Raw genomic sequence first — 14,902 nt, forward strand, 5'->3', positions numbered from 1 at the left:
AAGAAGAAGCAAGTAAAAGGGGGGACCTGCCGGGGTCGGTGCGACCTGCTCGGTGTCCCGGGGGATGTAACGCTCGGGGTGGGCCGGCTATTTCCCGCCGGCCGGGTTGCCGGAGTGTTGGACGCGCGCCGGGGGGCGGCTGTCCGGGGGTCCGGGGTGGCTTCCCGAGGCGGCCTGGGTGGGGTGCTGCTCCGGGCGTCGGTGGGTTCAACGCCTGGGGGTGGGGGGTCATTCCGCGGATCCGGACACCCAGCACTGTCGATCATGGGGGCAACCAGGCATGAACCGGACGTCGCGGAAAGGCTGTTCGTAACCGACCCGAACGACCGTTAAGCTGATCGGGTGGATGTTGACGATCTCTTTCCGCCGTACCGGCTGGCCGCCGCTCAGCGGGCCGCAGCCGACGCCGGGTTGGACGCGTTGATCATCCCACCCGGGTCCGATCTGCGTTATCTGACCGGTTACCACGCTCATGCGTTGGAGCGGCTTACCTGCCTCGTGTTGCCTGCCGAGGGGGAACCGACTCTGATCGTGCCGGCTCTGGAACGTCCCGCCGCCGAGGCATCCCCCGCGTCCCGGACCGGCATACGCATCGTCGACCATGCCGACGGTACGGATCCGTACCCGTTGGTGGTGAAGGCCCTCGGCGGCCCGGTCGGCGCGATCGGCCTCGGTGACCGGATGTGGGCCGAGCAGGTCCTCGCGTTGCGGGCGACGCTGCCTGGAGCGATCCAGCGACTGGCCGGCGAGACCCTGCGTGAGCTGCGGATCCGTAAGTCCCCAGCCGAGGTGACGGCGCTACGTGCGGCCGGTGCGGCGATCGACGCGGTACACGCCCGGATGGGTGAATGGCTGCGTCCCGGCCGCACCGAGGCACAGGTCGCGGCGGACATCGCGGTGGGCATCCGGGACGCCGGCCACGCCAGTGTCGACTTCGTCATCGTGGCCGCTGGACCAAACGCGGCGAGCCCACACCACGAACCCTCCGACCGGTTGATCGAGGCCGGTGATCCGGTGGTGGTCGACATCGGTGGCACCATGCCGTCCGGCTACTGTTCGGACTCCACCCGCACCTATGCAACCGGTGGTCGGCCGCCCAGCGCGTTCCTCGACTACTACCAGGTCCTGCACACCGCACAGCGGGCCGCGGTCGCTGCGGTACGTCCCGGGGTCGCCCCCGAAACGGTGGACGCGGCTGCTCGGAAAATCATCACCGAGGGCGGTTACGGGCCGGAGTTCCTGCACCGTACCGGGCATGGGATCGGCCTGGACACCCACGAGGAGCCGTACATCGTGGCTGGTGCCACCCGCCCAATGGAACCGGGGATGGCGTTCTCCGTCGAGCCGGGCATATATCTGGCGGGCCGACACGGGGCCCGCATTGAGGACATCGTCGTCTGTACCCCGGACGGCGTGGAACGGCTCAACCTCACCCCCACGGAGCTCACCCAGCTATGACTGTCGACCGGATCCTGCCCAGCGACGAGGCGTACGACCTGCTCGCCCTCACCACGGAACTCGCCGACCGGGAACTCGCCCCTCGGGTGACGGAGTTCGAAAGCCGGGGCGAATTCCCCCGCGAGGTGCTCCGTACCCTCGGCCGGGCCGGGCTGCTCGGGCTGCCCTACCCCGAGGAGTACGGCGGTGCCGCCCAGCCGTACGAGGTTTACCTACAGGTACTGGAGATTCTGGCCAGCCGGTGGCTGACGGTCGCTGAGGCGGTCAGCGTGCACACGTTGTCGGTCTACCCGGTCGCTACCTACGGCAGCGAACAACTGCGGGAACGGCTACCCGAGATGATCGGCGGTGACCTGCTGGGGGCGTACTGCCTGTCGGAGCCGCAGGGAGGGTCTGACGCGGCGGCCCTGACCACTCGGGCCCGACGGGATGGCGACGAATTCGTCGTATCCGGTACCAAGGCGTGGATCACCCACGCCCCTATCGCCGACTTCTACAACGTCTTCTGCCGTACCGGTGGCCCGGGAGCGTCCGGCATCTCCTGCCTGCTCGCCGACCGAGGCACGCCGGGCATCGTGCCACAGACTCCAGAACGGACGATGGGCCTGCGGTCGTCGCCGGTGGCGCAGATCGCCTTCGACGACGCGCGGATATCGGCCGATCGGCTGATCGGAACGGAGAACGCCGGATTCACCATCGCCATGACCGCACTGGATTCCGGCCGGCTCGGAATCGCTGCCTGCGCCGTCGGGCTGGCCCAGGCGGCGCTGGACTACGCGGTGAACTATGCCCGGGAACGGGAACAGTTTGGACGTTCCATTATCGACTTCCAGGGGTTGGGTTTCCTGATCGCTGACATGGCCACCCAGGTGTCCGCCGCGCGGGCGCTGATGCTGACCGCTGCCCGGCTGCGCGACACTGGCCGGCCCTACTCGATCGAGGCGGCGAAGGCCAAGTTGTTCGCCTCCGACATGGCGATGCGGGTGACCACCGACGCGGTGCAGATTCTGGGGGGCGCCGGCTACGTCGCCGATCATCCGGTAGAACGGTTCATGCGAGAGGCAAAGGTGCTTCAGATCGTCGAGGGGACCAATCAGATCCAGCGGATGGTCATTTCCCGTTCCCTCGCACGGTGATGAACGACTCGACGCGCGATCGGCAGCACCACGAAACTCAGTTACTGCGTGTAGGTTCCTGGCTGTGGAGGACATCGATCGGGCTATCATCGCCGCGCTGACCGTCGACGGCCGCCTTTCCTACACGGATCTTGCGGAAAAGGTGGGTCTGTCGGTGTCCGCGGTACATCAGCGGGTGCGCCGACTGGAACAACGCGGAGTCATCAAGGGATACACGGCAAAGGTCTCGTATGAAGCCCTGGAGCTGCCCCTGACCGCGTTCGTGGCGATCCGGCCGTTCGACCCGTCCCAACCCGATGACGCCCCGGAACGGCTGGCCCACCTGCCCGAGATCGACTCGTGCTACTCGGTAGCGGGGGAGGACTTCTACCTCCTGTTGATCCGGGTGGCCGGGCCAGCCGACCTGGAACGGGTGCTGCAGGAGATCCGTACCGCGGCCAGCGTCACCACCCGCACCACCGTGGTGCTCTCCACGCCGTACGAGGCCCGCCCGCCGAAGATCGGGCACGCGCAGACCGCCTAGCCGCAGCGGTGGTGACGCCGGAGCGCTCTCCACTGTAGGCATTGCGAACCGATTTACCCGGACTGCTGCGGGGTGGTCGGCTGGTCGCGTACGCCGCCGGACAACGCGCGCAGGGCGTTGAGAATGACCGCGACGTCGATCCCCTCCTGGAGGAACGCCCCGGCGACCGGGGGAAGCGCACCGGCCGCCGCCACGATCATGGCGATGACGGCCAGCCCCATCCCGCCCGTCGCGCTCTGCACGGCGATCCGTCGGGCGTATCGGGCGATCTCCACGGTTTCGGCGAGCCGGTCCAGCCGGTCGACGGTCAGTACCGCGTCGGCGACCTCCGCCGAGGCGGTCGCCCCGCTCGCGCCGATCGCCACTCCGACGTCGGCGGCGGCCAGCGCCGGAGCATCGTTGATGCCGTCACCCACCATCACCGTCACGGCGTGCTCCGACTCGGCCCGTACCCGCTCGACCTTGTCCTCGGGACGACACAGCGGTACGACGTCGTCGACCCGGACGATCCGGGCCACCCGCTCGGCCACCGGCGGCTGGTCCCCGGTGAGCATCAGGATCCGGGTGAACCCGGCCTGCCGCAGCCGGTCGATGGTGGGCACCGCGTCGGGGCGTACCGGATCGCGGAGCAGCAGCGCACCGGCCACCTCGCCCTCGACGCTGACCCAGACCACCGACATGCCTTCCCGGTCCGCCCGCTGTCGTGTCTGCTCGGCCCAGTCGGGCAGCTCGGCGCTCACCTGCCCGACCTGTACGCGGCGCCCCTCGACCCGTCCGCCGACCCCTCGTCCGGGCTCCTCGGTCACCTCCTCGGGAATCGCCAGTTTCAGCTGGCGGGCGGCGGCCTCCCGGACGATCGCGGTGGCCAGCACGTGCTGGGACAGCTGCTCGACCGACGCGGCCAACCGAAGCACCTCGTCCGGTTGTAGCCCCGGTGCCACCACCGTCTCCGCCGTCGCCGGGCGGCCCTCGGTCAGCGTGCCGGTCTTGTCGACCAGCAGCGTCCGGGCCCGCCCCAGCACCTCCAGCGAGCCGCCGTCGCGGACCAGTACGCCTCGGCGGGCAGCTCGGGACACACCGGAGACGATCGCGATCGGGGTGGCCAGTAGCAGGGGGCACGGGGTCGCCACCACCAGGACCGCCACCGCCCGACTGAACGAGCCGGATACCGCCCAGCCCAGGCCGGCGACGATCAGCGTGAACGGTACGAAGGCCGCCGCGTACCGGTCGGCGAGCCGGACCACCGGCGCCTTCCGGGCGGTGGCCTCCTGCGCCAGCCGGACGATTCCGGCGTAGGTGCTGTGGGCTGCGGTCTCCGTGGCCCGCATGCCGAACGCCGCCCCAGCGTTGACCACACCGCTGGCCACCGGCTGGTCCGGCCCGAGTTCGACCGGCCGGGACTCGCCGGTCACCACCGACTCGTCGATCGACGCGGCCTCCTCGGTGTGGCCGTCGACCGCTACTACTTCGCCTGGGCCCACAAGTAGCCGGTCCCCGGGTTGGACCGCCTCCAGATCGATCACCTCGACCCCGCCGCCCGCAGTACGTCGTTTCGCCGTCCGGGGTGCCCGGCTGAGCAGTTCGTGCAGGTCACGCGTTGCTCTACGCTGGGCGTACTCCTCCAGGGCCCGGCCGGTCGCCAGCATCAGCGCGATCACCGCGCCGGCCAGGTACTCGCCGATGACGAGGGCACCCAGGAGTGCCAGCGCCGCGATCACGTCGACTCCGAAGTGCCGGTGAAACAACGAGCGGACCACCGTGTATGCGGTGGGCAGCAGTGTGCCGACCGTCGCGGCGGCCCAGAGCAGTTCGGCGCTCCAGCGTGGGCCGGTGAACCAGAGCACCCCACCGGCGACGACCACGATGCTGAGGCCGATCAACGGTGCCCACTCCCACCAGCTGCGCCATCGCGCCAGCCACGATCTCATCGTCCTTCGCCTCCCGGGCACTCGCTGCCCGTACCGATCCTCGCAATCCGATCGCTGAGCCACGCCGGAAACGGCGCAGCCCCGAAACGGCACGGCCCCCGAACCCCGGTGTCAAGACGGCGTCAAGAACACGGACCCGGCCGTAGCGGGACCGTCAGGAGTGGTTATCGAAGCTGGCCAGGGGCGTTTGCATGGTCTGACGCGGTCGGTCATGGCCGTGGTTGACCTGTTGTGGAGGAGACGTTCGGTGCTCGACGTCGTGTTCGTGCTGCTGACAGTGGGACTGTTCGCGGCTCTCACCCTGCTCGTGCGGGCGGTGGAGCGACTGTGAACGCGGTCAATCTGATCGGTCTGATCGTGGCGGCCGGGCTGGCCGTCTTCCTGGTGGTCGCCCTGCTGTTTCCGGAGCGTTTCTAGATGACTACGACGACCGCGGGCGTGATCCTCATCGTCACGCTCGGCGCCGCCCTGGTGGCGGTCTACCGCCCGCTGGGCGACTACATGTTCCGGGTGGTCACCGCCACCGCGCATGCGCGGGTGGAGCGGGGAATCTACCGGGTGGTGGGGGTGGACCCGGCCACGGAGCAGTCCTGGGGCCGGTACGCCCGCAGCCTGCTGGCCTTTTCGGCCCTGTCCTTGCTGTTCCTCTACGGTCTGATGCGCGTCCAGGACAAGCTCTGGCTGTCCCTGGGGCTCGACCCGGTCACCGACCACATCGCCTGGAACACCGCCGTCTCGTTCGTCGCCAACACCAACTGGCAGGCGTACTCGGGTGAGTCGACCATGGGCCACCTGGTGCAGATGGCCGGGCTGGCGGTACAGAACTTCGTCTCGGCGGCGGTGGGCATCGCGGTGGCGGTAGCCCTGGTCCGGGGCTTCGCCCGGAGTCGTACCGAGCAGCTGGGCAACTTCTGGGTGGACCTGGTCCGGATCACCCTGCGGATCCTGCTGCCCATCTCGGTGCTCGGTGTCATCGCGCTGATGATCGGCGGCGCGGTGCAGAACCTCTCCGGTGGTACGGAGGTCTCCACGCTGGTCGGCGGTACCCAGACGATCACCGGCGGCCCGGTGGCCAGCCAAGAGGTGATCAAACTGCTGGGCACCAACGGAGGAGGCTTCTACAACGCCAACAGCGCCCACCCCTTCGAGAACCCGACGGCGTGGACCAACTGGCTACAGATGTTCCTGATCTTCGTCATCCCGTTCTGCATGCCCCGGCTGTTCGGACGGATGGTCGGGCAGAACCGGCAGGGCTACGCCATCGTGGCCGTGATGGCGGTCCTGGCGGTGGCCAACATCGCCCTCACCAACGTGTTCGAGCTGACCGGCAACGGCACCGTGCCGGAGGCGGTGGGGGCGGCCATGGAGGGCAAGGAGTCCCGGTTCGGGATCTCCAACTCGGCGACCTTCGCTGCGGTCACCACCTTGACCTCGACCGGCGCGGTCAACTCGTTCCACGACTCCTACACCGCGCTCGGCGGCATGATGCCGCTGGTCAACATGATGCTGGGCGAGGTCGCCCCGGGCGGTGTCGGGGCCGGGCTGTACGGCCTGCTCATCCTCGCCGTGATCACCGTCTTCGTCGCCGGCCTGATGGTCGGGCGCACCCCGGAGTACCTGGGCAAGAAGATCGGGGCCCGGGAGATCAAGCTCGCCTCGATGTACTTCCTGGTCACCCCGACCCTGGTGCTGGCCGGTACGGCCGCCGCCTTCGCCACCGGCAACAACACCACCGCGCTCAACGTCGGGCCGCACGGGCTGACCGAGGTGCTCTACGCGTTCACCTCCGCCAGCAACAACAACGGCTCGGCCTTCGCTGGGATCACCGTCAACACCCCGTGGTGGGACACCGCGCTCGGGCTGTGCATGCTGCTCGGCCGATTCATACCGATCGTCCTGGTACTCGCCCTGGCCGGATCCCTGGCCCGGCAGCGACCCGTACCCGAAACCGACGGCACGTTGCCGACCCACCGACCGCTCTTCGTCGGCATGGTCGTCGGTGTGACCGTGGTGCTGGTGGCGCTGACCTTCCTACCCGCGCTCGCCCTCGGCCCGCTGGCCGAAGGCCTGTGAGAGACCTGCTGAGGAAAGAGAAGATGACTGTCACCCCTGCGGCGCCCGCCCCGGTGGACGAGCTGCCACCGACCGGAGGATCGGGTACCCGCCCATCCCTCGGTGAACCGGGTCGGCGGGTCGGCGGCGGCCTGCTGGATCCCCGGCAGATGATCCGCTCGCTGCCCGACGCGCTACGCAAACTCAACCCCGCCACACTGTGGCGCAACCCGGTGATGCTGATCGTCGAGATCGGCGCGGCGCTCACCACGGTGCTCGCCATCATCGACCCGAGCGTCTTCGCCTGGGCGATCACCATCTGGCTGTGGCTGACCGTCGTGTTCGCCAACCTTGCCGAGGCCGTCGCGGAGGGCCGCGGCAAGGCCCAGGCGGCCACGCTGCGGAAGGCCCGCAAGGACACCATCGCCACTCGTCTCGTCGGCTGGACCCCGGGTGCCCGGCCGGCCCAGTACCGAGAGGAGGCGGTCGCCGCCCCGGAGTTGATGCCCGACGACATCGTGCTGATCGAGGCCGGCGGCGTGATCCCGGGCGACGGGGACGTCGTCGAGGGCATCGCCAGCGTGGACGAGTCCGCGATCACCGGTGAGTCGGCACCGGTGATCCGCGAGTCCGGTGGTGACCGCAGCGCGGTCACCGGCGGCACCCGGGTGCTCTCCGACCGGATCGTCGTACGGATCACCCAGAAGCCGGGGGAGAGCTTCATCGACCGGATGATCAGCCTGGTCGAGGGGGCCAACCGGCAGAAGACGCCCAACGAGATCGCACTGAACATCCTGCTTGCCGCGCTCACCCTGATCTTCCTGCTGGCGGTGGTGACCCTCCAGCCGATGGCCATCTTCGCCAAGGACTACCAGGCCGCCGCCCAGGACAGCGCCGCGATCACCGCCGACGGGATCACCGGCATCGTGCTCGCCTCGCTGCTGGTCTGCCTGATCCCCACCACCATCGGCGCGCTGCTGTCGGCGATCGGGATCGCCGGAATGGACCGTCTGGTCCAACGCAACGTGCTGGCGATGAGCGGTCGGGCGGTCGAGGCGGCCGGCGACGTGGACACCCTGCTGCTGGACAAGACCGGCACCATCACCCTGGGCAACCGCCAGGCCGCCGAGTTCCTGCCGGTCGAGGGGGTGACCTCGGAGGAGGTGGCCGACGCCGCCCAGTTGGCCAGCCTCGCCGACGAGACTCCCGAGGGCCGCTCGGTGGTCGTACTGGCCAAGAACGAGTACGGCCTGCGGGCCCGCGAGGAGGGCGTGGTGCCGCACGCCACCTTCGTACCGTTCACCGCGCAGACCCGGATGAGCGGCGTGGACCTGGGCGCCGAGGGGGTCGACGGCGGGGTACGGCAGATCCGCAAGGGTGCGGCCACCGCCGTGATGAAGTGGGTACGCGACAACGGCGGTCACCCCTCGGACGCCGTCGGGCAGATCGTCGACGCGATCAGTGGTAGTGGTGGCACCCCACTGGTGGTCGCCGAGCACGTCGAGGGCGCTCCGGCCCGCGCCCTCGGGGTGATCCACCTCAAGGACGTGGTCAAGAGCGGGATGCGGGAACGCTTCGACGAGATGCGCCGGATGGGCATCCGGACCATCATGATCACCGGCGACAATCCCCGTACCGCCAAGGCCATCGCCGACGAGGCCGGGGTGGACGACTTCCTGGCCGAGGCCACGCCCGAGGACAAGCTCGCCCTGATCCGGAAGGAGCAGGAGGGCGGTCGACTGGTCGCGATGACCGGCGACGGCACCAACGACGCACCCGCGCTGGCCCAGGCCGATGTCGGGGTGGCGATGAACACGGGTACGTCGGCGGCCAAGGAAGCCGGCAACATGGTGGACCTGGACTCCGACCCGACCAAGCTGATCGAGATTGTCGAGATCGGCAAGCAACTGCTCATCACCCGGGGCGCGCTGACCACGTTCTCCATCGCCAACGACATCGCCAAGTACTTCGCGATCATCCCGGCGATGTTCGCCACCGTCTACCCGAGCCTGGACACGCTCAACATCATGCGGCTGTCCAGCCCCGAATCCGCGATCCTGTCCGCGGTCATCTTCAACGCGATCATCATCGTGGCGCTCGTACCGCTGGCGCTACGTGGAGTGCGCTACCGGCCGAGCAGCGCGGCGGCCCTGCTGCGCCGCAACCTGTGGATCTACGGCCTGGGCGGCATCGTCGCCCCGTTCATCGGCATCAAACTGATCGACCTTCTCATCCAGTTCATCCCAGGGATCTCGTGATGCGTTTACCGACCTGGTTGTCCCAGCACCTTGCCGCACTGCGCGCGGTCCTGGTCCTCACCGTTCTGCTCGGGCTGGTCTACCCGCTGGCCATGGTGGCCATCGGCCGGTTGCCCGGCCTGGCCGACCGGACCGACGGCTCGCTCGTTCGTGACGGCGGGGGCAAGGTGATCGGCAGTCGGATGATCGGGCAGTCGTTCACCGACGCCGACGGCAACCCGCTGCCGGCCTACTTCCAGAGCCGCCCCTCGGCTGCCGGGGACGGCTACGACCCGACCTCCACCAGCGCCAGCAACCTCGGGCCGGAGAGCGTGGTGGACACCCTCTCCGACGATCCGGAGGAGGCGTCGCAGAGCCTGCTCACCCAGGTCTGCGCCCGTAGCCGGGCGATCGGTGAACTGGACGGCGTGGACGGGCGCCGGCCGTACTGCACCAACGACGGGGTCGGCGCGGTCCTGTCGGTGTACCGACGCGACGGGCTGACCGGGCCGGTGATCCGGGTGGTCAGCGTCAACCAGGCCTGCCCGGTGACGCCGTTTCTGTCGACCTACGCCGGGATCACCGTCGAGTGCGCCCGGCCCGGCGAGGACTACCGAGGTGGCCTGGTCACCCCGGTACGGGGCGACGCGCCGGCCGAGCCCGCAGTCCCCGTCGACGCGGTCACCGCCAGCGGCAGCGGTCTCGACCCGCACATCAGTCCCGCGTACGCCCGGCTCCAGGTGCCCCGGGTGGCCCGGGAGCGGGGCAGTGACGTTGCCACCGTGCAGCGGCTGGTCGACGCGTACACCTCCGGGCGCCAGTTGGGCTTTCTGGGGGAACCGGTGGTCGACGTACTGGGGCTCAACCTCGCCCTGGACCGGGACCTACCGATCCGCCGCTGAGGCGCCGTGGCGTTGAGGTGTTGAGGCGTTAGGAAGGGCCCCTTGCTATACAGAAAACGATAGGAAGGGGCCCTTCCTAACATGCGAGGGCAGGATTGATACGTGGCACGTGGGCAGTTGCGGATCTACCTCGGGGCGGCCCCGGGTGTAGGTAAGACCTACGAGATGCTGGAGGAGGCGAACCGGCGGGCCGAGCGGGGAACGGACGTGGTCGTCGGGTTCGTCGAGACCCACGGTCGGAAGGCCACCGCGGCGATGATCGGTGACCTGGAGGTGATCCCTCGGCGGACGATGAGCTATCGCGGCGTGGAGTTCACCGAGATGGACCTGGCCGCGGTCCTGGCGCGACGCCCCGAGGTGGCCATCGTCGACGAACTGGCCCACACCAACGTCCCGGGCTCCAGCAACCTCAAACGCTGGCAGGACGTACAGGAGCTGCTGGACGCCGGCATCACCGTGTTGTCCACGGTCAACATCCAGCACCTGGAGTCGCTCAACGACGTCGTGGAGCAGATCACCGGGGCCAAGCAGCGGGAGACCGTACCGGACGAGATCGTCCGCCGGGCCGAGCAGGTCGAGCTGGTCGACATGACCCCGGAGGCGCTACGCCGCCGCATGGCACACGGCAACATCTATCGCCCCGACAAGATCGATGCCGCGCTGGGCAACTACTTCCGGATCGGCAACCTGACCGCCCTGCGCGAGCTGTCCCTGCTCTGGCTGGCCGACAAGGTGGATGAACAGCTGGGCCGCTACCGTACCGATCACGACATCGGGGCCACCTGGGAGGCCCGGGAGCGGGTGGTGGTGGCGCTCACCGGCGGCCCCGAGGGGGAGACCCTGATCCGCCGGGCCGCCCGAGTGGCGGCCCGCGGCAAGGGTGCCGACCTGCTGGCCGTACACGTCGCCCGCAGCGACGGGCTGGTCGGCGCGGACCCGGCCCAGCTGGCCCGGCAGCGGGTGCTGGTGGAGAGCCTCGGCGGCACCTACCACCAGGTGGCGGGCAACGACGTCCCGGCGGCGCTGCTCGACTTCGCCCGGGGGGTCAATGCCACCCAGATCGTCCTCGGGGCCAGCCGCCGGGGCCGGTTCGCCCAGTTGCTCTCGCCCGGGGTCGGGGTGACCACCACCGCGCGGTCCGGGTCGATCGACGTCCATCTGGTCACGCACGAACAGATCGGGCGGGGGCGGCAACAAGTCTCCGTCGGCAGCGCACTGTCCCGCCGCCGACGGCTGGCCGGGTTCGCGCTGGGCGTGGTGGGCATGCCACTGCTCACGTACGGGGGGCTTCTCCTCGAGGACGCCCTGTCATTGACCAGCGAGATCCTGGTGTTCCTCGCCGGGGTCGTGGGGGTGGCGCTGGTGGGCGGACTGTGGCCGGCGCTGCTGGCGGCGGTGGTCGGCTCCCTGCTGATCAACTATTTCTTCACCCCGCCCACCCGCGACTTCACCATCGCCGAGCGGGAGAACCTGCTCGCGCTCGCGGTCTTCCTCGTCGTCGCGGCGGCGGTGAGCGCAGTGGTGGACCTGGCCGCCCGGCGGACCCGGGAGGCCGCTCGGGCCAGCGCCGACGCGCAGACCCTGGCCACCGTCGCGGGTGGGGTACTGCGGGGTGCTCGACCGCTGACCGCGCTGCTGGAACGGCTGCGGGAGACCTTCACCCTGCGTACGGTGACCCTGCTGGAACGGGTACCGGACGCACCGCCCAGCCCGGACCTGCAACATGACCCCAGTGCCTGGCGGATCGCCGCCAGCGTCGGCCCGCAACCGTGCACCACCCCGGCCTCCGGTGACGTCGACGTACGGGTCGACGAGAACCTGTCCCTGGTGCTCAGTGGTCGGCTGCTGGACGCCGCCGATCGACGCATCGTCGAGGCGTTCGCCGCGCAGGCGGCGGTGGCGCTGCGCCAGGAGCGACTCAGTGAGGAGGCGGCAGCGGTCCGGCCGTTGGCGGAGGCCGACCGGATGCGTACCGCCCTGCTGGCGGCGGTCAGCCACGACCTGCGTACCCCGTTGGCTTCCGCGAAGGCAGCGGTGACCAGTCTGCGCAGCGTGGAGGTCGAGTTCGACGAGGCCGACCGGGACGAGCTACTGGCCACGGCGGAGGAGTCGTTGGACCGGCTCGGGCAGTTGGTGGCGAATCTGTTGGACATGAGCCGGTTGCAGGCGGGGGTGCTGGGCCTGTCGCTGACGCCGATCGGGCTGGAGGACGCCGTACCACCGGCGCTGGACGAGTTGGGTGAGCCGGCCCGGCAGGTCCAGGTACGACTTCCCGCTCACGTGCCGGCGGTGTTGGCCGACCCAGGGCTGCTGGAACGGGTGCTGGTCAACCTGGTGGCCAATGCCCTGCGATTCAGTCCGCCGGACCAGCCGCCCCTGGTCACCGCCAGCGAACATGGCGGACAGGTCGAGCTGCGAGTGGTGGATCAGGGGCCGGGCATTCCGCACGAGGAGTGGGAACAGGTCTTTCTACCCTTCCAGCGCTACGGTGACCGCGACAATCATGCCGGTGTGGGGCTCGGACTGGCCCTGTCCCGGGGACTGGCCGAGGCGATGGGCGGCAGCCTGGTGCCGGAGGACACGCCCGGCGGGGGACTGACGCTGGTGCTCAGCCTGCCCTCGGCGGAAGGAGAGAGCCGGTGACCCGGGTGCTCGTGGTCGACGACGAACCGCAGATCCTGCGTGCGTTGCGGATCAACCTACGCGCCCGCCGCTACGACGTGGCCGTGGCGGCCGACGGTGCCGCCGCGCTGCGGTTGGCCGCCAGCCATCATCCGGACCTGGTGGTGCTCGACCTTGGGCTGCCCGACATGGACGGAGTGGAGGTGATTCGTGGGTTGCGCGGCTGGACCAACGTACCGATCATCGTGCTCTCCGGCCGGGCCGGCAGCCAGGACAAGGTCGCCGCGCTCGATGCGGGGGCCGACGACTACGTCACCAAGCCGTTCGGGGTGGACGAGCTGCTGGCCCGGGTACGAGCGGTGACGCGACGTACCGCGGGAGCGGGGGAGGCGGTGCCGGCGGTCGTGATCGGACGGCACACGGTCGACCTGGCCGCGCACGTCGTACGTGCCGACGACGGCACCGAGGTCCGGCTGACGCCAACGGAGTGGCACCTGTTGGAGATTCTGGCCCGCAACCCGGGCCGGCTGGTGAGTCAGCGGCAGCTGCTGCACGACGTGTGGGGTCCGCAGTACCAGTCCGAGACGAACTATCTGCGGCAGTACATGGCCCAGTTGCGGCGCAAACTGGAGGACGACCCGGCCCGGCCCCGGCATCTGTTGACCGAGCCGGGTATGGGCTACCGCTTCCAGCCGTAGCCCATACCCGCTCCTGGCCGGAGCGCGTCGGCCCAACCCCGGCAGTGGTGCCTCGCCTCAGCCCCTGCGGGCGGCGATCACGGTGGCGTACCGGGCCGCCACGTCCGGCCAGTTCACGATCTCCCACATGGCCTTGACGAAGTCCGGCCGGACGTTGCGGTACTGCAGGTAGTAGGCGTGCTCCCAGGCATCGAAGGCGAGCAGCGGCACCGAGCCGATGCCGACATTGCCGTGGTGGTCGTAGACCTGCTCGACGATGAGCCGGCCGCCGACCGGCTCGTAGGACAGCACACCCCAGCCGGAACCCTGCACCAGGGTGGTGGCCGCCGACATCTGGGCGTGGAACGCCTCGAACGAGCCGAAGTGCTCGGTGATCGCCTCGGCCAGGTCGCCCTCGGGTCGCCCGCCGCCGTCCGGCGACATGTTCTGCCAGTAGAGCGAGTGCAGCACGTGCCCGGAGAGGTTGAAGGCGAGCGTCTTCTCCAGCCCCACGATGCCGGTCAGTTCGCCCTTGTCGCGGGCCTCCGCGATGCGTTCGAGACTGTCGTTGGCGCCCTTGACGTACGCGGCGTGGTGCTTGTCGTGGTGCAGCTCAAGGATCTGTCCGTTGACGTGCGGCTCCAGCGCCGCGTAGTCGTAGGGCAGGTCGGGCAGGGTGTAGGTGCTCACGTTCGGACCCTTTCGGCCGGGGAGGTGATAATGCAAGGCTTACTTGTTTGCCATGTATGCAATAAGTGGTCGGTGGGCTCATCCATCGCTGAGCACCCCGGTGTTCTGGCACGCGGTCAGCCGCCACTGCCCGTCCTCCTTCGCCATGACGAACAGCGGGGTGCCGACGTCCTCACCTTCGGTGTTCCGATAGACCTGACGGACCTTGACGGCAGCCACGTCGGGCCGGATGAACAGCACGTGTTCGACCTCGAAGGTGACGGTCGATCCGCGCATCCCGCCAGGCAGCACCTGGTGGGTGAAGGCCGAGATCGCGTCGCGGCCGAACAGCCGTTTGCCGTGGCCGGTCGTCCAGATCGCGTCGGCCCGGAACAGGCTGACGAACTCGTCGGGTAGCTCGTTGTTCTGGCTATGTTCGACCGTGGCGACCACCTGGCTGATCGCCTTGATTTCGGCCTTGCGGGTCTCTTCGTCGATGGTCATCGCGCTCATGGGACCGACCGTATGACCTCAAGCGGACTTGAGGTCCAGACGTTCCAGAGTGATCAGTCGTACTACACACCAGCCCGCTCGTACGACGCCCGGTCGTGACATCCCCGGGTTTGGCTGTCGGCCCTGGGTGGGGAAGGCCGCTCGCTGCTGTACGGGCATCCGCGTACCCACACCACGTGGCACCG

Annotated in this window: 12 protein-coding genes; 9 read left to right on the plus strand and 3 right to left on the minus strand. The window is 69.2% G+C overall.

Annotated elements, in window-relative coordinates; all coding sequences use genetic code 11:
- Positions 1–342: 342 nt before the first annotated feature.
- The 3 genes from ACWDV4_RS25685 to ACWDV4_RS25695 all read left to right on the plus strand — a co-directional run bounded on the left by ACWDV4_RS25685 (position 343) and on the right by ACWDV4_RS25695 (position 3,117).
- Positions 343–1,458, plus strand: a complete 1,116-nt coding sequence (locus ACWDV4_RS25685; RefSeq protein WP_449983529.1) for a M24 family metallopeptidase — start codon at positions 343–345, stop codon at positions 1,456–1,458.
- Positions 1,455–2,594 (plus strand): acyl-CoA dehydrogenase family protein, encoded by a 1,140-nt coding sequence (locus tag ACWDV4_RS25690; protein ID WP_449983532.1) that lies wholly within the window; start codon positions 1,455–1,457, stop codon positions 2,592–2,594. Before ACWDV4_RS25685 ends, ACWDV4_RS25690 begins: the two co-directional genes overlap by 4 nt.
- A 64-nt stretch (positions 2,595–2,658) precedes the next feature.
- On the plus strand, positions 2,659–3,117 hold the full coding sequence (locus tag ACWDV4_RS25695; protein ID WP_449983535.1) for an Lrp/AsnC family transcriptional regulator: 459 nt from the start codon (positions 2,659–2,661) through the stop codon (positions 3,115–3,117).
- A 53-nt stretch (positions 3,118–3,170) separates the two neighbouring features.
- Here ACWDV4_RS25695 and ACWDV4_RS25700 read toward each other — a convergent pair whose 3' ends face one another.
- Positions 3,171–5,045: a heavy metal translocating P-type ATPase gene (locus ACWDV4_RS25700; RefSeq protein ID WP_449983538.1), complete on the minus strand. Its 1,875-nt coding sequence runs from the start codon at positions 5,043–5,045 to the stop codon at positions 3,171–3,173.
- A 327-nt stretch (positions 5,046–5,372) separates the two neighbouring features.
- Between ACWDV4_RS25700 and kdpF the strand changes: the two genes are divergently transcribed.
- From kdpF to ACWDV4_RS25730, 6 genes are all read left to right on the plus strand, one after another.
- The gene (gene kdpF, locus ACWDV4_RS25705) at positions 5,373–5,462 is read left to right on the plus strand and encodes a K(+)-transporting ATPase subunit F (RefSeq protein WP_184538190.1); all 90 of its coding nucleotides are present in this window, start codon (positions 5,373–5,375) and stop codon (positions 5,460–5,462) included.
- A complete protein-coding gene (gene kdpA / locus ACWDV4_RS25710) occupies positions 5,463–7,118 on the plus strand; it encodes a potassium-transporting ATPase subunit KdpA (protein WP_449983542.1) in 1,656 nt (551 codons plus the stop codon).
- 23 nt (positions 7,119–7,141) lie between these two features.
- Positions 7,142–9,355, plus strand: coding sequence for a potassium-transporting ATPase subunit KdpB (gene kdpB / locus ACWDV4_RS25715; protein ID WP_449983545.1), 2,214 nt, complete (start codon positions 7,142–7,144; stop codon positions 9,353–9,355).
- Positions 9,355–10,236, plus strand: coding sequence for a potassium-transporting ATPase subunit C (locus ACWDV4_RS25720; protein ID WP_449983548.1), 882 nt, complete (start codon positions 9,355–9,357; stop codon positions 10,234–10,236). Before kdpB ends, ACWDV4_RS25720 begins: the two co-directional genes overlap by 1 nt.
- Positions 10,237–10,338: 102 nt before the next feature.
- A complete protein-coding gene (locus ACWDV4_RS25725; RefSeq protein WP_449983551.1) occupies positions 10,339–12,879 on the plus strand; it encodes a DUF4118 domain-containing protein in 2,541 nt (846 codons plus the stop codon).
- On the plus strand, positions 12,876–13,556 hold the full coding sequence (locus ACWDV4_RS25730; protein WP_449983554.1) for a response regulator: 681 nt from the start codon (positions 12,876–12,878) through the stop codon (positions 13,554–13,556). Before ACWDV4_RS25725 ends, ACWDV4_RS25730 begins: the two co-directional genes overlap by 4 nt.
- A gap of 57 nt (positions 13,557–13,613) precedes the next feature.
- Here ACWDV4_RS25730 and ACWDV4_RS25735 read toward each other — a convergent pair whose 3' ends face one another.
- The gene (locus ACWDV4_RS25735; RefSeq protein WP_449983557.1) at positions 13,614–14,225 is read right to left on the minus strand and encodes a superoxide dismutase; all 612 of its coding nucleotides are present in this window, start codon (positions 14,223–14,225) and stop codon (positions 13,614–13,616) included.
- 78 nt (positions 14,226–14,303) lie between these two features.
- Positions 14,304–14,717 carry an SgcJ/EcaC family oxidoreductase gene (locus tag ACWDV4_RS25740; RefSeq protein ID WP_449983560.1) on the minus strand — a complete coding sequence of 138 codons (414 nt, stop codon included), beginning with the start codon at positions 14,715–14,717 and terminating at the stop codon, positions 14,304–14,306.
- Positions 14,718–14,902 lie beyond the last annotated feature (185 nt).

The organism is Micromonospora sp. NPDC003197, assembly GCF_053590565.1.